Source organism: Nonomuraea sp. NPDC050394 (assembly GCF_044459065.1).
In the GTDB taxonomy this organism is placed as follows: Bacteria; Actinomycetota; Actinomycetes; order Streptosporangiales; family Streptosporangiaceae; genus Nonomuraea.
In genome coordinates this window covers 189219-207901 of record NZ_JBITIO010000002.1, presented here as the reverse complement: position 1 = coordinate 207901, position 18683 = coordinate 189219, and the positions used below count along the sequence as shown (strand labels likewise).

The 18683-nt window shown below is 72.3% G+C and carries 16 protein-coding genes and 1 riboswitch; of the genes, 12 read left to right on the top strand and 4 right to left on the bottom strand.

Annotated elements, in window-relative coordinates; all coding sequences use genetic code 11:
- Window positions 1–41: 41 nt before the first annotated feature.
- The gene (locus ACIBKY_RS09180; protein WP_397095748.1) at window positions 42–632 is read right to left on the bottom strand and encodes a class I SAM-dependent methyltransferase; all 591 of its coding nucleotides are present in this window, start codon (window positions 630–632) and stop codon (window positions 42–44) included.
- Window positions 633–761: 129 nt separating this feature from the next.
- Here ACIBKY_RS09180 and ACIBKY_RS09175 point away from each other — a divergent pair, with 129 nt between their 5' ends.
- Both ACIBKY_RS09175 and ACIBKY_RS09170 read left to right on the top strand, forming a co-directional pair.
- Complete coding sequence (locus tag ACIBKY_RS09175; RefSeq protein WP_397095746.1) at window positions 762–2372, top strand: sensor histidine kinase; 1611 nt, start codon at window positions 762–764, stop codon at window positions 2370–2372.
- Window positions 2369–3046 (top strand): response regulator, encoded by a 678-nt coding sequence (locus ACIBKY_RS09170; protein WP_397095745.1) that lies wholly within the window; start codon window positions 2369–2371, stop codon window positions 3044–3046. The genes ACIBKY_RS09175 and ACIBKY_RS09170 overlap by 4 nt, the downstream gene beginning before the upstream one ends.
- Here ACIBKY_RS09170 and ACIBKY_RS09165 read toward each other — a convergent pair.
- Together ACIBKY_RS09165 and ACIBKY_RS09160 are read right to left on the bottom strand one after the other, a co-directional pair.
- On the bottom strand, window positions 3027–4436 hold the full coding sequence (locus ACIBKY_RS09165; protein ID WP_397095744.1) for a glycerate kinase: 1410 nt from the start codon (window positions 4434–4436) through the stop codon (window positions 3027–3029). The genes ACIBKY_RS09170 and ACIBKY_RS09165 overlap by 20 nt on opposite strands.
- A 9-nt stretch (window positions 4437–4445) precedes the next feature.
- On the bottom strand, window positions 4446–5843 hold the full coding sequence (locus ACIBKY_RS09160; RefSeq protein ID WP_397095742.1) for an SLC13 family permease: 1398 nt from the start codon (window positions 5841–5843) through the stop codon (window positions 4446–4448).
- Window positions 5844–5924: 81 nt separating this feature from the next.
- Here ACIBKY_RS09160 and ACIBKY_RS09155 point away from each other — a divergent pair, with 81 nt between their 5' ends.
- From ACIBKY_RS09155 to ACIBKY_RS09110, 10 genes are all read left to right on the top strand, one after another.
- On the top strand, window positions 5925–6512 hold the full coding sequence (locus tag ACIBKY_RS09155; protein WP_397095740.1) for a phosphoribosylanthranilate isomerase: 588 nt from the start codon (window positions 5925–5927) through the stop codon (window positions 6510–6512).
- 365 nt (window positions 6513–6877) lie between these two features.
- Complete coding sequence (locus ACIBKY_RS09150) at window positions 6878–7459, top strand: CDP-alcohol phosphatidyltransferase family protein (RefSeq protein WP_184963195.1); 582 nt, start codon at window positions 6878–6880, stop codon at window positions 7457–7459.
- A 4-nt stretch (window positions 7460–7463) separates the two neighbouring features.
- On the top strand, window positions 7464–9971 hold the full coding sequence (locus ACIBKY_RS09145) for a sugar phosphate nucleotidyltransferase (protein WP_397095738.1): 2508 nt from the start codon (window positions 7464–7466) through the stop codon (window positions 9969–9971).
- 343 nt (window positions 9972–10314) lie between these two features.
- Window positions 10315–10827: an FHA domain-containing protein gene (locus tag ACIBKY_RS09140; protein ID WP_379623112.1), complete on the top strand. Its 513-nt coding sequence runs from the start codon at window positions 10315–10317 to the stop codon at window positions 10825–10827.
- On the top strand, window positions 10824–11477 hold the full coding sequence (locus ACIBKY_RS09135) for a MerR family transcriptional regulator (protein ID WP_379623110.1): 654 nt from the start codon (window positions 10824–10826) through the stop codon (window positions 11475–11477). The genes ACIBKY_RS09140 and ACIBKY_RS09135 overlap by 4 nt, the downstream gene beginning before the upstream one ends.
- A gap of 86 nt (window positions 11478–11563) precedes the next feature.
- Window positions 11564–12034, top strand: a complete 471-nt coding sequence (locus tag ACIBKY_RS09130) for a bifunctional nuclease family protein (RefSeq protein WP_090771501.1) — start codon at window positions 11564–11566, stop codon at window positions 12032–12034.
- Between the two features lie 147 nt (window positions 12035–12181).
- Complete coding sequence (locus ACIBKY_RS09125; protein WP_379623108.1) at window positions 12182–12799, top strand: MerR family transcriptional regulator; 618 nt, start codon at window positions 12182–12184, stop codon at window positions 12797–12799.
- 59 nt (window positions 12800–12858) lie between these two features.
- A riboswitch (glycine riboswitch) is annotated at window positions 12859–12953 on the top strand.
- Between the two features lie 152 nt (window positions 12954–13105).
- Window positions 13106–15934 carry an aminomethyl-transferring glycine dehydrogenase gene (gcvP, locus tag ACIBKY_RS09120; protein WP_397095735.1) on the top strand — a complete coding sequence of 943 codons (2829 nt, stop codon included), beginning with the start codon at window positions 13106–13108 and terminating at the stop codon, window positions 15932–15934.
- A gap of 182 nt (window positions 15935–16116) precedes the next feature.
- Complete coding sequence (locus ACIBKY_RS09115) at window positions 16117–17274, top strand: esterase-like activity of phytase family protein (RefSeq protein WP_397095733.1); 1158 nt, start codon at window positions 16117–16119, stop codon at window positions 17272–17274.
- A 176-nt stretch (window positions 17275–17450) separates the two neighbouring features.
- Window positions 17451–18248, top strand: coding sequence for a tetratricopeptide repeat protein (locus ACIBKY_RS09110; protein WP_397095731.1), 798 nt, complete (start codon window positions 17451–17453; stop codon window positions 18246–18248).
- Window positions 18249–18305: 57 nt separating this feature from the next.
- Here ACIBKY_RS09110 and ACIBKY_RS09105 read toward each other — a convergent pair whose 3' ends face one another.
- The gene (locus ACIBKY_RS09105; RefSeq protein ID WP_397095730.1) at window positions 18306–18656 is read right to left on the bottom strand and encodes a hypothetical protein; all 351 of its coding nucleotides are present in this window, start codon (window positions 18654–18656) and stop codon (window positions 18306–18308) included.
- Window positions 18657–18683: the final 27 nt, after the last annotated feature.

The following is an 18683-nucleotide window of genomic DNA, read 5'->3' as shown; positions in this document are numbered from 1 at the left end:
GGTCGAGCCGCGCGGATCATCGCCGACCCGCGCGGGCAGGCTCAGGGGCGGGGGCGGCGCGCGTGGAAGACGAAGGCGGGCGGCGCGTTGCGCCACACCGTACGGCCCGGCACGACCTCTTCGAACCGCTCGTCCAGCAGACTGCGGAAGCGGCGGGCGGCGCTGAGCGGAATGGCGTGGATGTAGGAGAACGTGGTGAACGCACCGCCGGAGCCGAGCGCCGTGCACACCGCGCCGAGCAGCTGCTGCTGCAGGCTCTCGGGGAAGGCGGCCCAGGGCAGGCCGCTGACGACCACGTCCGCGCGGTTCAGGCGGCGCTCGGCCAGTAGTTCCGGTAGCCGGGCGGCGTCGTCGCGGACCACGTCCACCAGCGGGTAGCGCTGGGCGAGCAGCCCGGCCAGCGAGTCGTTCAACTCGACGGCCATGTGGTGCCCGCGCCCGCACAACCGGCGCTGGATCTCGGCCGTGAAGGGACCGGTGCCGGGGCCGAGCTCGACCACGACCGGTTCTCCGCGTTCCGGGATCGGGGCCGAGACCGCCTCGGCCAGCCGCCTGGAACTGGGTGCGAGCGCGCCGATGCTGGCGGGCGAGCGCAGGAACTGGCCCAGAAAGAGAGCGGTGTCGTTAGACATGGGAGGAAACTTACGGCATAGATCGGGGCTCACTCCTCGGTCGAACGGACAGAGTTCCGGCCACTTGGAGGAGGCCCGGTCCTCCGCGGGGAGGACCCGGCATCCGACACGCGGGGATAGCGTTTGTCCATGCGTTGGCGATGGCGGGCGGCGCCGCTCGATCTCCTCCTGGCCGCCTCCGGCATCGGCCTGGACCTGCTGATATCGGGCAAGGCTCCCGCGTGGGAGGCACGTCCCGCCCTGTCGGTGATCCTGTTCGCGGTGCTGGCCGGGGCGCCGATGGGGTTCGTGCGCCGCGTGCCGGTCGCCGTCGTCTTCTACCTCGCGGCCTTCCTCGTCTACACCGACCAGATCGGGTCCTTCACCTCCAACACGGCGCAGGTGCTGCTGTGCGCCGCCCTCGGCGCCGCCGCCTACCGCACCCGCTGGCCCTGGATGGTGGCGGCCGTGGCGGCGGGCGCGCTGGCCAGCGCGTTCAACATCGCCGACCCGGGCGTGGCGTTCACGTCCACCGCGTGGATGTACTCGGTGGGGATCGCGCTGTTCCCCGCGCTGCTCGGCGCCTATCTGCGGCGGCCCGCCGTACGGCTGGAAGAGCGCGCCATCGCGCCCGACCTGCTGCTCGCGGCGGGCGGCGTCGCCTACGCGGTGCTCAGCACCTGGACGAGCTGGCACGCCGCCGAGCAGCCGATCTGGGTCACCGGGCTGCTCGCGGTGGCCGGCGGGCTGTCGCTCGGCGTCGCGCGGCGGCTGCCCGGCCTGGTCTTCCTGCTCCAAGGGCTGCTGCTGCTGGCCGCCGACAGCTACCTGCCGCAGGTGGTCAACACCTGCATGCTGCTGGTGCTCATCTCCATCGGCGTGTTCGCGATGCGGGTCTCCTCGTGGCTGTGGACCGCCGCGGTCTATCTCGCCGCGTGCATCCTGGGCTCGATCGCCGTCGTCGAGCCCGGCGTCGAGACCACGCCGGTCCGCGTCGTGGTCCTGATGGCGCTGGTCGTCACGCCGGTGGCGATCGGCCGCTACCTCGGCGCGAACCAGGCCGCGCGCTCGGCCGAGCAACTGCGCGCCCGCGAGTCGTCCCGCCTGGCCGTCGCCCAGGTACGCGCCGACCAGCTCGCCGAGCGCGAGCGCATCGCCCGCGAGGTCCACGACATCGTCGCCCACCACGTCGGCGCCATGGTGCTGCGGGCCGGAGCCGCCCGCTACGCCGCGCCCGACGGCCCGATCGCCGACGCGCTCGCCGACATCCGCGAGACCGGCCACCAGGCGCTGGAGGACCTGCGCGGCCTGCTCCACCTGCTGCGCGACCCCGACAGCCCGCCCGACCTCCTCGCCGACCCCGGCGACGTGGTCAGGGAGTCGGCCGAGCGGATGAGTGCCGCCGGCCTCGTGGTCGCGCTCGAGGTCGACCCCGCCATGGAGGAGGCGCCGCTGGTCACCCGCGCCTCCGCCGCCCGCATCGTCCAGGAAGGCTTGACGAACGTGCTCAAACACGCAGGACCCGGTACCGAGGTGAGCGTCAGCGTCACCCGGGCCCGCACCGCGGGCGGCCTGTCGGTCGAGGTACGCAACGGCCCGCCGGTCACCACCCGCGAGCCGCTGCCCTCCTCCGGGCAGGGGCTGGCCGGGATGCGCGAGCGGGTGCGCGCCCTCGGCGGCGCCCTGACCGCCGGCCCCGACGGGCACGGCGGCTGGCTGCTGAGCGCCACCCTGCCCGGCGCCCGGGGGAGCGCCGCGTGATCCGCGTGCTGGTCGCCGACGACCAGGCCCTGGTACGGGCGGGCGTACGCATGCTGCTGCAGGCGGCGGGCGGCATGGAGGTGGTGGGCGAGGCCGAGGACGGAGCCGGGGCCGTGCGCCTGGCCGCCCAGCTCACCCCCGACGTCATCCTCATGGACCTGCGCATGCCCCGCGTCGACGGCCTGGAGGCGGCCAGGCGCATCCTGTCGGCCACCCCGTCGGCCAGGATCGTCGTGCTGACCACCTTCGCCGAGGACGCCAACGTCTACGCCGCGCTGCGCGCCGGGGCGCTCGGCTTCCTGGTCAAGGACGACGAGCCCGAGCGCATGGTCGACGCCGTGCGCAGGGCCGCGATCGGCGAGCAGCTGCTGGCGCCGTCCGTGCTGCGCCGCGTGGTGGAGCGGGCGCTGGCCGCCGAGGACGTGCGCGCCGAGACCGCGCCGGCGGCCCACCTGACCGACCGGGAACTGGACGTGCTGACCCTGCTCGGCTCCGGGCTGTCCAACAGCGAGATCGCCGAGCTCCTGCACGTGGGCGTGACCACGGTCAAGACCCACGTGGGGGCGGTGATGGAGAAGCTGGGTCTGCGCAACCGCATCCAGGCGGCGGTGGTCGCCCACCGGCTGGGGCTGGTGGACGCCCACTTCCGCCCCATCACGCGACCCGACCCCTGATCAGCTCCGTGAGCGGGGGAGCGCCGGAGGCCCTCGGCATCGCCGCGATCACGCCTTCGGAAGTCCTCGGCTTCGTCGCGATCGCGCTTCCGGAGGTCCTCGGCCGGGTCGCGACCCGGCCCGCCGTGACACGGCCCGCCGACGCCTCGCCGGCCGCGGGCGGGACGGCGGGGCGGCCCGTTCCCGGTGACGGCCCGTCCCCCGAGATCCCGGGGAGCGCGGCCCTCATGATCTCGGAGGTGCCGCCGGCCCGCTGGAGCCGGGCGCCCACCATGACCATGCGCAGCGCCCGCTCGGCCGCCGCCACCAGGAACTCCTCGCCGCCGTCGATCGCCTCGGCCAGCCGCATGGGCCCCGGCATGATGCTCTCGAAGGCGTCGATGCCCGCCTCGTGCACCTGGCCGGCCCCGGCGCCGATGGTTCCGGCCAGGGCCAGGACGGGCTTGCCGTACCTCTTGGCCCGGCGCGCCACCTCGGCCGGGATCTTCCCCGACGGCGTCTGCGCGTCGATCGCCCCCTCCGCGGTGATCACCAGGTCGGCGGCGGCGATCTTCGCGTCGAGGTCCACGTGGTCGAGCAGCACCTCGAAGCGCGGCAGCAACCGCCCGCCCAGCGCCGCGAGACCCGCGCCCAGGCCGCCGGACGCCCCGCTGCCCGGCGCGGTCCGCAGCCCGGTGGCGCCGAGGTCGCGCTCCAGCACCCCGGCCCAGCGCTCCAGCGCCGCGGCCAGTTCCTCGACCCGCTCGGGCGTGGCCCCCTTCTGCGGCCCGAACACCCGCGCCACGCCGCGCGGACCGCACAGCACGTTGCACGGGTTGCAGGCCACGAGCAGTTCCACGCCCGCCAGCCGGGGGTCCAGCCCGGAGACGTCGATCCGGTCCAGCCGGGCCAGCGCCACGCCGCCCGCCGGCAGCGCGCGCCCCTCCGCGTCGAGCATCCGTGCCCCGAGCGCCGTCAGCGCGCCCGCGCCGCCGTCGGAGGTGCCCGAGTCGCCGCAGCCGACCAGCACCCTGCGCACCCCGTGATCGAGCGCGGCGGCGATCAGCTGGCCCACCCCGTACGTCGTGGTCAGCCCAGGATCGCGCAGCTCACGTGGCACCAGCCGCAGCCCCGCGGTCGCCGCCATCTCCACCACCGCCGTCCCGCCGGGCAGCAGCGCGAGGTGCGAGTCCACCGGCGCGCCGACCGGCCCGGTCGTCCTGTACGGCACCAGCCGCCCGCCCAGCGCCTCGGCCAGCGCGGCGGCCGAGCCCTCGCCTCCGTCCACCAGGGGCAGTGTCTCGGTCCTGGCCAGCGGCAGAACCCGGCGTACCCCGCGGGCGATGGCCTCGGCGACCATCCCCGCGCTCAGGGACTCCTTGAAACCACTCGGGGCGATGAGAATACGCATGATCATCCTTCAGTAGGGCAGGCCGAGATACGGCCACACCATGAGTGCGAAAAGCAGAACGAGCCCGGCGGTCAGCGGCGCGAGCACCGCCGACAGGGCCAGCAGGTGGCGGGAGCCGTACGTGGGGGCCTCCTCGATGCGGTGGAAGAGCGCGACGGGCTTGGCGGAGGCGGGAAGGGTGTGGCAGAACCCCGCGGCGGCCGTCGAGGCGAACGCGGCCGCGGCGGGGGAGACCCCGAGCCCGGCGGCGGCGGTGATGACGAGCGGGACGAGCACGCTGGAGCGCGCCGAGCGCGACTGCAGCAGCAGGTGCGCCAGCGTGCTCACGCCGACCACCGCGGCCAGGAACTGCCAGGCCGGCACCCGGACGCCGAACAACCCGCCGGCCAGCCAGCCGGCCGCCCCGGAGGAGGTCATGGCCACGCCCATGGCCATGGTGGCGGCCATGAACATGAGCATCGCCCAGGGCACGGTGGCCAGCGCCTTGTTCATGGTGATCGTCCCGGCCTTCGGGGTGGCGGTGAGCACCGCGCCGACGAACGCGACGACCGCGGGCGAGACTCCGTGCAGCGGCTCGGCGCACCACAGCGCCACGACCACGCAGAGCAGCACGGCCGAGCGGCGCTGCGGCCCGTCCAGCGGCCCGCTGACGGGTACGCCGGTGGCCTCGCCGACCGCCTCGGCGTCCACGCTCACCGGCTCGCGCCGGTCGGCCCGCCGCGTGATCATGAGCAGCACGATCTCGGCGCACAGGTGCGAGGAGACGACGGCCAGCGGCAGCCCGAGCAGCAGCCAGTGCGCGAACCCGATCCGCTCACCCGTGGCCTGGAACAACATCTCGACCGTGATGAGATGCGCGCCCGCCCCGATGAGGGAGGCGACCGCCGAGAGCAGGATGACGGCGGGAAAGACCAGCGCCAGCGCCACCACGACCCGGCGCCGCCCCTCCAGCACCTTGGCCAGCGCCAGGAACACCGGCACCGCCAGCGCCGCCCGCCCCGACGTGGCCGGGACCGCGAACGCGCTCACCACCAGCGCCGCCGTGGTCAGGTGCACCAGCCGCCGTACGGTCGAGGCCCGCGAGACCAGCCAGGCGGTCGCCCGCGCGGCCAGCCCCGAGGCCGACACCCCGGCGGCGATCACGAAGGCGCAGATGAGCAGCCACACGGTCGGCTCGCCGAGCGCCCCGAAGAAGTCGTCGGCGGGCAGCACCCCCGACACCACGAGCACCAGCCCGGCCCCCAGGGCGACCAGCGTGTCGTCCACCTTGGCGATCACCCACAGAACGGTCGCCACCGCGAACACTCCCAGCGTGATCTTCCCCTGGGTGCCGAGCCCCGGCGTGAAGATCACGACGGCGGTCACGGCCAGGGCGCTGAGGAGGAGGGCGGAGATCGTTCTTGTCACGACCACGATCGTCGCGGCGCGTGATTACCCGTTCATGAGGCGTTCATGAGCGCTCTCTCACGATTGCCGTAGCCTGGAGGGGTGTACGTCAAGATCTGCGGCCTGAGCGAAGAAGAGCACGTGCGGACCGCCGTCGAGGCCGGCGCCGACGCCATCGGTTTCGTGCTCACCCACAGCCCGCGCCGCGTCACGCCCGGGCGCGCGGCCGAACTCGCCGCCCTGGTCCCCCCGCACGTCCTGACCGTGGGCGTCTTCAAGGGCGAGGACCCGGACACGGTCAGGGCCGCGGCGCTGACGGCCGGAGTGCGCGCGATCCAGCTCCACGGCGTTCACCCGCACTCCGACTTCACCGCCCTGAAGGACCTGGGCCTCACGCTGGTGCGCGCCGTGGCCGCCGACGCCGACCTGCGTTGCGGGGCCTACGACGAGGACCTGCTGCTGGTCGACGCTCCCCGGGCGGGCGCGGGCGAGCCCTGGGACTGGTCCGCCGTCCGCGGCCGCCCGTCGGGCCGCTGGCTGCTGGCGGGCGGCCTCACGCCGGAGAACGTGCGCTCGGCGGTGGCCGCCGCCGAGCCGTGGGGCGTGGACGTCTCCAGCGGCGTGGAGGTCGCGCGCGGGGTCAAGGACTCCGCGCTCATCCGGGCCTTCCTCACCTCCGCCCGCCCGTAACCCTCCTCCCGGGTACGCGCCCGCCTGCCCCCCTCGGCCCCGGGTTTCCCGGCATGCTCTCCGCCTCCGGGACCCGCGTTCCCCGGTCCACGTGCCCCACTCGCGCGACCGATGCCACGGGCCCAGGACCCGCCCCGCGTGCCTGCCCCGCTCCTGGGACCCCGCCTCCCGGGGACGCCGCCCCTCGGGCCTCTGTCCTTGCGAGACCTTGCCCGTGCCGCCTGCCCCCGCGTCGGCTCGTATGACCGCCGGGAACCTCACGCCTCCGCCCCGGGGTGGGAGGGGACTGGGGGGAAATGAGGGAGTCCGGGCAAGCCCAGCAGGTGATCGCGTGGGAGGACAACCCAACGCAGTAGGGTCGCAGCGTGAGCGAAACTTCCGCCGAGGACCGGATCTGGACAGTTCCGAACCTGCTGAGCTTCCTGCGCCTGCTTGGCGTCCCCGTGTTCCTCTGGCTGGTTCTCGGGCCCAAGGCGGACGGCTGGGCCATCGCGCTGCTGATGGTGGCCGGGTTCACCGACTGGCTCGACGGCAAGATCGCCCGCGCGTTCAACCAGACCAGCCGCCTCGGCCGGATCATCGACCCCGCCGCCGACAAGCTCTACGTGTTCGCCACGATAATCGGCCTGCTGTTGCGCGAGGTCATCCCCTGGTGGCTGGTGGTGCTCATCCTCGGTCGGGAACTCTTCGTCGCGAGTTTCGCTCCCGTCCTTCGCAAACACGGCTACCGGGCACTCCAGGTGCATTTTCTGGGCAAAGCCGCCATGTTCAACCTGATGTACGCCTTCCCGCTCCTCTTCCTCGCGTCCCACACTGGGTGGTATGCGGAAATTGCCCGGATTACCGGCTGGGCCTTCGCGATCTGGGGAACGGGCCTGTACTGGTGGGCGGGGCTGTTGTATGTGGTACAGGTGCGCCAGCTCATAAAGGCCGACAAGAAGGAGTGATCGGGTGAAGGCGGTCGTGATGGCGGGCGGGGAGGGTACTCGGCTGCGACCGATGACCGCCAACCAGCCCAAACCTCTCCTGCCGGTGGTCAACCGCCCGATCATGGAGCACGTGCTCCGGCTGCTCAAACGGCATGGTCTCCCCGAGACCGTCGTGACCGTGCAGTTTCTCGCCGCGCTCGTGCGCAACTACTTCGGCGACGGCGACGAGCTCGGCATGAGCCTCAACTACGCCACCGAGGACCTCCCGCTCGGCACCGCCGGCAGCGTCAAGAACGCCGCGGACAAGCTCAGGGACGACCGTTTTCTGGTCATCTCCGGCGACGCCCTGACGGATATCGATTTATCGGACATGATCCGTTTCCATCGTGAGAATGCGGCGCTTGTCACCATCGGCTTGAAGCGTGTGCCCAACCCGCTCGAGTTCGGGATCATCATCGTCGATGAGCATGGCCGCATCCAGCGCTTTCTCGAAAAACCCACCTGGGGCCAGGTCTTCTCCGACACCGTCAACACCGGCGTCTACGTCATGGAGCCCGAGGTCCTCGACGAGGTCGCCGACGGCGAGGTGGTCGACTGGTCGGCCGACGTCTTCCCCCGCCTGCTCAAGCGCGGCGCCCCGCTCTTCGGCTACGTCGCCGAGGGCTACTGGGAGGACGTCGGCACCCACGAGAGCTACCTCAAGGCGCAGGCCGACGCCCTGTCGGGACGCGTCCAGCTCGACATCGGCGGCTTCGAACGCTCCCCGGGCGTCTGGGTCGCCGAATCGGCCACCGTGGACCCCGACGCGGTCCTGAAGGGCCCCCTGCTCATCGGCGAGTACGCCAAGATCGAGGCCGGCGCCGAACTGCGCGAGTTCACCGTCGTCGGCAACAACGCCCTGGTCCGCGAGGGCGCCTTCCTGCACCGCGCCGTCCTGCACGACAACGTCTACCTCGGCCCCGGCGCCCACCTGCGCGGCTGCGTGATCGGCAAGGGCACCGACCTCATGACCGGCGCCCGCGTCGAGGAGAACGCCGTCATCGGCGACGACTGCGTCATCGAGGCCGAGGCCTACGTCTCCAGCGGCGTACGCGTCTACCCGTTCAAGACCATCGAGGCCGGCGCCGTCGTCAACACCAGCGTCATCTGGGAGTCGCGCGGCCAGCGCAGCCTGTTCGGCCCACGCGGCGTCAGCGGCCTGGTCAACGTCGAGATCACCCCCGAGCTGTGCGTACGGCTGGCCAGTGCCTACGCCACGACCCTCAAGAAGGGCGAGCGGGTGGTCACCGCCCGGGACTCCTCGCTGGCGGCCAGAGCGCTCAAGCGGGCCGTCATCGGCGCCCTGACCGCCAGTGCCATCAACGTCCTGGACCTGGAGGCCGCCCCGCTGCCCGTGGCACGCTTCCACACCTCCCGCGAGGCGGCCGCGGGCGGCATCGCCCTGCGCACCACCGCGGGCGACCCCCAGAGCGTCGACATCGTCTTCATGGACCAGCGCGGCTCCGACCTGCCGCCCGCCGCCCAGCGCAAACTGGAGCGCGTCTACTCCCGGCAGGAGTTCCGCCGCGCGTTCCCCGGCGAGATCGCCGAGCTGCGCTACCCGGCCAGGGCCGTCGAGGACTACGCCCACGAACTGCTGGCCTGCGTGGACATGACCGGCGTACGCGACATGAAGGTCGTCGTCGACTGCGCCGGCGGCACCGCCACGCTGGTCCTGCCGACGCTGCTCGGCCGCGTCGGCGTCGAGGTGCTGACCGTCAACGCCCGCCTGGACGAGGCCTCGCCCACCGAGACGCTCGCCGAGCGCCGCCGCGACCTGCAACGCCTGGCCGAGCTGGTCAGCTCCTCGCGGGCCGCCTTCGGCGTGCGCTTCGACCCCATGGGCGAGCGCATCGCCCTGGTGGACGAGATGGGCCAGCTCATCGGCGAGGAACGCGCCCTGCTCGTCGTGCTCGACCTCGTCGCCGCCGAGCGGCGCCGCGGGCGCGTCGCCCTGCCCGTCACCACCACCCGCGTCGCCGAGCAGGTCTGCCGCTTCCACGGCGTCCAGGTCGAGTGGACCTCCACCGCCACCGACGCGCTCACCTCCGCCGCCGCGGCCGAGGACCTGGTCTTCGCCGGTGACGGCCGCGGCGGCTTCATCGTGCCCGAGTTCAGCCCCGCCGTGGACGGCCTGGCCGCCTTCATGCGCCTGCTCGGCCTGGTCGCCCGCACACGCCTGTCGCTCAGCCAGATCGACGCCCGCATCCCCGAGGCGAGCCTGCTCAAGCGCGGCGTCCCCACTCCGTGGGCGGCCAAGGGCGCGGTGATGCGCTCGGTCATCGAGGCCGCGGAAGCGGCGGGTGAGGGTTTCCGCGTCGACACCACCGACGGTGTACGGCTGGCCGCCGGGGACGGCAGCTGGGCGCTCATCCTCCCGGCCGCCACCGAGCCCGTCACGGACGTCTGGGCCGAGGCCGCCGACGCCGACGCGGCGCAGGCGCTCCTGGAACGCTGGGCCCGCATCGTCGAACAGGCCTCGGGAACGTGAGGCGCCCTGCGGGCCACGTGAACGTGGGCGTACCGGATCATCGAGCGAGAATCCGGAGTGACACGCCGGACCTTCGAGTGGATCATTGGGCGGGCATCTGGGAGGATGACCTGCCGGATTGCCCGGCAGGCAACAGGAACGTGACAGAAAGGCAGCGCGGCGGCATGGACCTTGAGGCAGACTCGGCGGTAACTTTGTCACCGTCCAAACCTGTCGTCAGGCGTCCGTCTTGACCTTCGTCGCTGATCAGCGTAAGTTGCGGCATTCGCAAACTTGAAGAGCGAAGCGAGGCGCGCCCCGAGCACCGTTGCCGCGACTTCGCGGTAGGAGGCCGAGCCGATCGATGCCGAGCGTCTACTGCACGCAGTGCGGGCACGCCAACCCCGAGGATGCCCGTTTCTGCTCCCGCTGTGGGTCACCGCTGACCAGACCCGAGGTCGCCGGGGACACCACTTCGACCATCTCGGTCGCGGGAATCGAGGCGTACGAGGCGGAGACCGGTGAGTTCATGCTCGCCGAGCGGGCCCTGGTGGAGCAGTTGCCTCCGGGCACCGCGCTGCTCACGGTCACCAGGGGGCCCAACGTCGGCAGCCGCTTCCGGCTCGACAAGGACCTCACCACGACCGGGCGCCATCCCGAGAGCGACATCTTCCTCGACGACATCACGGTCTCGCGCCGGCACGTGGAGTTCTACCGCCACCACGGCGGCCAGTTCTCCGTGCGCGACGTGGGCAGCCTCAACGGCACCTACGTCAACCGCGAGCGCATCGAGGAGGTGCCGCTGCACTCCGGAGACGAGGTGCAGATCGGCAAGTTCCGGCTGGTCTTCCTGATGCGGACCGCCGTCGCGGGATGACCTCTCAGGCGGCCCGCTCGCACATGAGCATCGGGGAGGTGCTCGGCCTGCTGCACGCCGAGTTCCCCGACGTGACGATCTCCAAGATCCGTTTTCTGGAGGGGGAGGGGCTCATCGAGCCCGAGCGCAGCCCGTCCGGCTATCGCAAGTTCACGCATCTGCACGTGGAGCAGCTGCGGTTCATCCTGCGCGAGCAGCGTGATCACTATCTCCCGCTGCGCGTGATCAAGGACAAGATGGCCGAGTCGTTCGGGCGGCCGCACGCCGTACAGGAGACCTCGGAGGTGCGGCTCAGCCGCGCCGAGCTCCTGGAGGCGGCGGGGCTGAGCGAGGAGACGCTCACCGAGCTGGAGGACTACGGCCTGCTGGCCCCCGTCGCGCGCCGCTACGACGAGGACGCGCTCCAGGTGGCGCGCAGCGTCGGCGCCCTGGCCAGATTCGGCCTGCACGCCCGGCACCTGCGGGCGGTGAAGGCCGCGGCCGAGCGTGAGGCGGGGCTGGTGGAACAGACCGTCGCACCCATCCTCAAACGCCGCAGACCCGGCGCGATCGGGGAGGCCGACGAGGTGGGCAGGGAGCTGTCCGCACTTCTGCTTGACTTGCACGCGGCCCTGCTGCGCGCGGGCGTGCGGAGTGTCCTGGGCCGATGAAGAGGCCACCGGCGCGCCCCCAGGTGTCCGCCGGGTGTTACGTTGAATTGCATAAGAGCGGTCAGGTGTCGGATACGGAGCAGCCCGTGTTGCAGATGGAGGTAGTGGGCGTTCGCGTTGAAATGCCCACAAATCAGCCGATCGTCTTGCTCAAGGAGGCACACGGAGAGCGGTTCCTGCCGATCTGGATTGGGATGACCGAGGCGACCGCCATCGCGCTGGCCCAGGCCGAGGAGCCGCCGCCGCGACCCCTCACGCACGACCTGTTCCGCGACGTGCTCAGCGCGCTCGGCGTCGGCCTGCGCGCGGTCAACATCGTCGCGCTGCGTGACGGCATCTTCTTCGCCGATCTGGTCTTCTCCAACGGCGTCGAAGTGAGCGCCAGGCCGTCCGACTCCATCGCGCTCGCCCTGCGCACCGGTGCCCGGATCTTCGCCAGCGAGGAGGTCGTGCAGGAAGCCGGTGTGATCATCCCTGACGACCAGGAGGACGAGGTGGAGAAGTTCAGGGAGTTCCTTGACACGATCACGCCCGAGGACTTCGGCAGGGCGGGGTAGGTATTTCAGTGCATTTACGCTTCACGACGCGCCGAGCCGGATCGTTGACTGCGCTTGGTCACGGTCCTACGGTGCAAGTGAAACCCGTGGTCGCGCGTTGCGAACCCCCAGATCAGGCCGCGGGATGAGAGAAAGCCGGAGGTCCGCGTGGCGGTCAGCAGCGGCGAGGGAAAGACGGCCGGCCAGGAAGATCCGGTGCGGCGCGAGAGCGCGCGGCAGCGTGCCGGAGAGCAGGGCCTGCTCTTCGACGACGCCCCCGCGACACTTCCGGGTGACATCGGCTACCGGGGCCCGACGGCCTGCTCGGCGGCCGGCATCACCTACAGGCAGCTGGACTACTGGGCCAGAACCGGCCTGGTCGAGCCCACGATAAGGGCCGCCCAGGGCTCCGGCTCGCAGCGCCTGTACAGCTTCCGCGACATCCTGGTGCTCAAGGTCGTCAAGCGGCTGCTGGACACCGGGGTCTCGCTCCAGCAGATCCGCACCGCCGTACAGCATCTGCGTGATCGAGGCGTCGCCGACCTCGCGCAGATCACGCTCATGAGCGACGGCGTCAGCGTCTACGAGTGCACCTCCGCCGACGAGGTCATCGACCTGTTGCAGGGCGGTCAGGGCGTGTTCGGGATCGCGCTGGGCAAAGTCTGGCGGGAAGTCGAGGGGTCGCTCGCGGAGCTGCCGGGGGAACGAGCCGCGGCCGGTGACGACCCGGCCGACCACCCCGCGGACGAGCTGGCGCAGCGGCGGCGCGCGCGCAAGATCGGATAGGTGAGCGTGCCGGAACGCCTGACGCGGTCCGGCGTAGTAATCTAGGTCCCGAAGGCTGACGACCCCGTGCGGGAGAGTCCCCGACCCTGAGTCGGGGCGCCGAAGGAGCAACCCTCCCCGGAATCTCTCAGGCAACCGGTACCGCTCGGGTGAGGCAACTCTGGAAAGCAGGCACGCCAGCCAGGCGCGCCTCACCGACGGTGCAAGCCCCGCCCGCGGGGTGAAGCTCTCAGGTCCCATGACAGAGGGGGAGACCCGGCCACCGCGCCCCGGCGCCGGTCTCCATCGCCTCGGGAGGGCACCCTCATGACCGACCTGACAGCACCTCCGTTCTCCACCCGCCACATCGGGCCCTCGGCCGACGAGCAGCAGCGGATGCTGGAGGCCGTCGGCTTCGAGTCGGTCGCCGACCTGGTGGCGGTGGCGGTGCCCGAGGCCATCAGGGCCAAGGACCAGCTGAAGCTGCCCGCGGCGGCCAGCGAGAGCGAGGTCATCGCCGAGCTGCGCGAGCTGGCCGGCCGCAACCGCGTGCTCACCTCGATGATCGGCCTGGGCTACCACGACACGATCACGCCCGCGGTGATCCGCCGCAACCTGCTGGAGAACCCCGGCTGGTACACCGCGTACACGCCCTACCAGCCCGAGATCTCGCAGGGCCGCCTCGAGGCGCTGCTCAACTTCCAGACGGTCGTCTCCGACCTCACCGGCCTCGACGTGGCCGGCGCCTCCCTCCTGGACGAGGGTACGGCCGCCGCCGAGGCGATGACCCTGGCCCGCCGGGCCGGCAAGTCCAAGAGCCACGTGTTCGTCGTCGACGCCGACGCCCTCCCGCAGACCAAGGCCGTGCTGGCCACCCGCGCCGAGCCGCTGGGCATCGAGCTCGTCCATGCCGACCTCGACGGCGAACTGCCCGAGTGTTTCGGCGTGCTGGTGCAGTACCCGGGCGCATCCGGCCGGGTGCGCGACTTCCGCGCGCTGGCCGAGCGCGCGCACGGCGCGGGCGCCCTCGTGGTCGCCGCCGCCGACCTGCTCGCCCTCACGCTCATCGCCGCGCCCGGCGCGCTCGGCGCCGACATCGCGATCGGCTCCTCCCAGCGCTTCGGCGTGCCGTTCGGGTTCGGCGGGCCGCACGCCGCGTACATGTCCGTGCGCGAGGGGCTGCAGCGGCAGATGCCCGGCCGCCTGGTCGGGGTCTCCGTGGACGCCGACGGCGCCCCCGCCTACCGCCTGGCCCTGCAGACCCGCGAGCAGCACATCCGCCGGGAGAAGGCCACCTCCAACATCTGCACCGCCCAGGTGCTGCTGGCCGTCATCGCCGGCATGTACGCGGTCTACCACGGGCCCGAGGGACTGCGGCGGATCGCCCGCCGTACCCACGCCCACGCCGTGACGCTCGCCGAGGTGCTGCGCGCGGGCCGCGTGGAGGTCGTGCACGGCGAGTTCTTCGACACCGTGACCGCCCGCGTGCCCGGCAGGGCCGCGCAGGTCGTCGCCGAGGCCGCCGCCCGCGGCGTCAACCTCTGGAAGATCGACGCCGACCACGTCTCGGTCTCCTGCGACGAGAAGACCGAGCTCGCCCACCTGGAGCAGGTCGCCGCCGCCTTCGGAGTCTCCGCCGGGCTCAGCGACCTGGCCGGTGACGACGCGCTGCCCGCCTCGCTCGCCCGCGAGGACGACTACCTCTCCCACCCGGTCTTCCACAGCCACCGTTCCGAGACCGCGATGCTGCGCTACCTGCGCAAGCTGCAGGACAAGGACATCGCCCTCGACCGTTCGATGATCCCGCTGGGCTCGTGCACGATGAAGCTCAACGCGACCACCGAGATGGAGCCGATCACCTGGCCCGAGTTCGCGGCCGTGCACCCCTACGCGCCGGCCGAGCAGACCGAGGGCTACCTGGAGCTGATCGGCACGCTGGAGTCCTGGCTGGCCGAGGTGACCGGCTACGACGCCGTCTCCATCCAGCCCAACGCCGGTTCGCAGGGTGAGTTCGCCGGGCTGCTGGCCATCCGCGCCTACCACCAGGCGGGCGGCGACACGGGCCGCGAGGTCTGCCTCATCCCGTCCTCCGCCCACGGCACCAACGCCGCCAGCGCCGTCATGGCCGGCATGCGCGTCGTCGTGGTCGCCTGCGACGACGAGGGCAACATCGACCTCGCCGACCTCGACGCCAAGATCGCCAAGCACCGTGACGCGCTGGCCGCGATCATGGTCACCTACCCGTCCACGCACGGCGTGTACGAGGAGACCATCACCGAGATCTGCGCCAAGGTCCACGAGGCCGGCGGTCAGGTCTACGTCGACGGCGCCAACCTCAACGCCCTCGTCGGCCTGGCCAAGCCCGGCGAGTTCGGCGCCGACGTCTCCCACCTCAACCTGCACAAGACCTTCTGCATCCCGCACGGCGGCGGCGGCCCCGGCGTCGGCCCGGTCGCCGTCCGCGCGCACCTGGCCGCCTACCTGCCCGGTCACGCGCTGCGTCCCGGCTCGCCGGTCGGCGCGGTCTCGGCCGCCCCGTACGGCTCCGCCGGCATCCTGCCCATCTCCTGGGCCTACATCAGGATGATGGGCGGCGAGGGCCTCAAGGCCGCCACCGAGCAGGCCATCCTGTCGGCCAACTACCTGGCCCGCCGCCTGGCCCCGCACTACCCGGTCCTCTACACCGGCCGCGGCGGCCTGGTCGCCCACGAGTGCATCATCGACCTGCGCCAGATCACCAAGGAGACCGGCGTCACCGTCGACGACGTGGCCAAGCGCCTCATCGACTACGGCTTCCACGCGCCCACGATGTCCTTCCCGGTGGCCGGCACGCTGATGATCGAGCCGACCGAGAGCGAGGACCTGGCCGAGCTTGACCGCTTCGCCGACGCCATGATCGCCATCCGCGGCGAGATCGCCAAGGTGGCCTCGGGCGCCTACGACAAGGACGACAACCCGCTGCGCAACGCCCCGCACACCGCCGAGGCGGCCGCCTCCGACACCTGGGCGCACCCCTACACCCGCGCCGAGGCCGCCTACCCGGTCAGCTCGCTGCGCGACGGCAAGTACTGGGTGCCGGTGCGCCGGATCGACCAGGCCTACGGCGACCGCAACCTGGTCTGCGCCTGCCCGCCGCTGGAGGCGTACGAGGACTGAGGTCGCCGAAGGCCCCGGGAAGCGCTTTGTGTCTTCCCGGGGCCTTCGACTGTCCCGGCCCGGGAGCCGACGGTAAAGGCTGCCGGGGCAGCGGCATGTCCTCATGACTTTCCTCTTGATCCACGCTCTCATGTGCTTGCTCAGGCCCCGATGGGGCCCGTTTCCAAGCCGTGGAGAAGTGAATGATCCTTCGGGGAAGATCGGTGAAGGCCGCCCTGGCTCTGGCTCTGGTGGTCGGCGCGCAACTCGTCGCCACCCCGCCCTCGAGCGCCGCCTCCGCCCCGCGGCAGGGGCTCAGAATCACCCGCTTTCTCGGTGAGCAGCGCCTTCCGCACAAGATGGAGTTCGAGGGCACGGTCGTCGGCGGCCTGTCCGGTATCGATCGCGATCCGCGGACCGGCACCTGGTACTTCATCTCCGACGACCGCTGGCGCTACAACCCCGCCCGCTTCTACACCGGTGCCCTCGACATCGACCGGCGCACCGGCGCGTTCACCGGAGTGCGCCTGACCGGCGCCACCACGCTCCTGCGCCCCGACGGGACCCCCTACCCCGGGTACGGCAAGCCCGATGACGCCGACCCGGAGACGATCCGCTTCGACCGGTGGAGCCGCAACCTGCTCTGGGGCCACGAGGGCGACCGGCCCGACGCGCGCAACCCCGGCATCCCGCTGTCCGGCCTGTTCGTCCGCTGGGCCGGGCGCGACGGGCGCCACCTGGGCGAGCTCCCGCTGCCGGGCAACCTGAAGGTCACCGCCACGAACAGCGGCCCGCGGCGCAACTTCGGGTTCGAGGGGCTGACGTTCGCGCCGAGCACGATCGCCGCCATCGTGGAGGGCCCCCGCTTTGAGGACGGCGAGCCGCCCACCGTCGAGTCCGGCGCCCCGGCCCGGATCACCGTGTGGGGCCGCGACGGCCGGCTGCGCGGGCAGTACGCCTACCCGATCGACCCGCTGCCCGCCGCCCCGATCCCGCCGGACGGCGTCACCGACAGCGGCGTGTCGGAGATCCTCGCCCTCGACGACCACCGCTACCTGGCCCTGGAGCGCTCCTGGATCGAGGGCGTGGACTACAAGGTCAAGCTCTACGAGATCGACCTGCGCCGGGCCACCGACGTCCAGGGCAGGGACAGCCTGGCGACCGGGCGCCCCTACCGGCCCGTCTCCAAGCGGCTCGTCATGGACCTGGAGAACGTCAGGGCGCCGGTCCAGAACCTGGAGAGCCTGGCCTGGGGGCCGCGCCTGGCCACCGGCGAGTGCACGCTGGTGATCGGCAGCGACGACAACTTCGACCGGCGGGAGGTCACCCAGTTCCTGGCGTTCGGCGCCCGGGGCTGCTGACGTCCGGTACCGGCCGAAGCGGTCGTGGCGTATGTCATGGGCCGCCCTGGACGTTCGTCACGCCGGCAGGCAACAAGAGCGTGTCCATCAGGGATAGATGAGGACAGGCCGAGTTGCGAGACGTGATCGCCCCGAGTCGTTAGGCTCGGGGCGATCAACGTTCAGAAGGAGCCTCCTTGACACCCCCAGACGTCGACGCGTCCCCGCTGGAACACGCCAGGAGGCTGGCCGAGGGCGGTGATCTCGATGCGGCTGCTGCCATCCTGTCCGAGCTGGCCGCCGACCCCGCGGGGCCCGACCGGGCGCAGGCCGCGGTGGGGCTGGCGGTCGTGCTGGAGCAACGGGGCGACGCCGAGGGCGCCCGGGCGGCCGCCCGGGTGGCGCTGTCGACCGGCCATCCCGAGTACGGCGCGCAGGCCGCCTGCCACCTGGCCCAGGGCTTCGAGCGCGAGAACCGGCCGGAGCAGGCCAGAGGCGCCTGGCAGGCGGTGCTCGGCATGGGGGCCCCCGAGTACGTGGCGCTGGCGCGGCTGGGGCTGGCCAGGCTGGCCGTACAGCGGGACGACCTGGACGGGGCGGAGGAGGAACTGCGCGCGGCGATCGGCGCGGGCGACCCGAACCTCGGCGCGCGGGCCGCGCAGCAGCTCGGCGACCTGCTGCTGCTCCAGGGCGAGCCGGGTGAGGCCGCGGACGTGCTCATGGCCGCGCTGCACGACGCGCCGGCGGCGGAGGTGGCCAGGCTGCGGGTGCAGCTGGGGATCGCCCACCTGGAGCTGGCGTGCGCGGAGTTCGCGGGCGCGGTGGAGGACGGCGACGAGCCGGGCACGAGCGCGCTGGCCATCGAACTGCTGGCCCGCACGCTGCCGCTGCGCGGGCGCGCCGACGACGCGGACCGGGTCTGGAGCTACGGCCTCAACCACGCCGACCAGGCGCTGGCCGAAGAGGTCCGCCTGCGCCTCGACCGCGACGGCTGACCGCCCGGCCGCCGCGGGCCACGGAGCCCTCGTACCCGTGGCGGAGCGGTGTGCGGGTCAGCGGCCGCGCATGATGGCGACGGCCGCCACGACGTTCACCATGATGATCGCCAGCCACGCCATGACCAGGCCGGCCGGACCGGCCGCCGAGGCGGCGATGGCCGTGAGCGGGATGCCGAGGGCGAGCGAGCCGAGCGCGATGGGGATCAGGGCCGAGGCGCTCGGCTTGTGGTTCTTGCCGGGTCTGGGGCCGTGGGTGTCGAGCTCGGCGCGCACCCGGGCGGCGATCGTGGCGTCCAGCCGCTCCACGAACGATTCCACCAACGCCTGCTCGTATTCGGGACCGAGATCGCGCCGGGCGTCGAGAGTCGCCTGCAGCTCGTCGCGGAGAGGACGCATGTCTGCCATACCGAGATTGTCCCCTCGCGGCGGCGC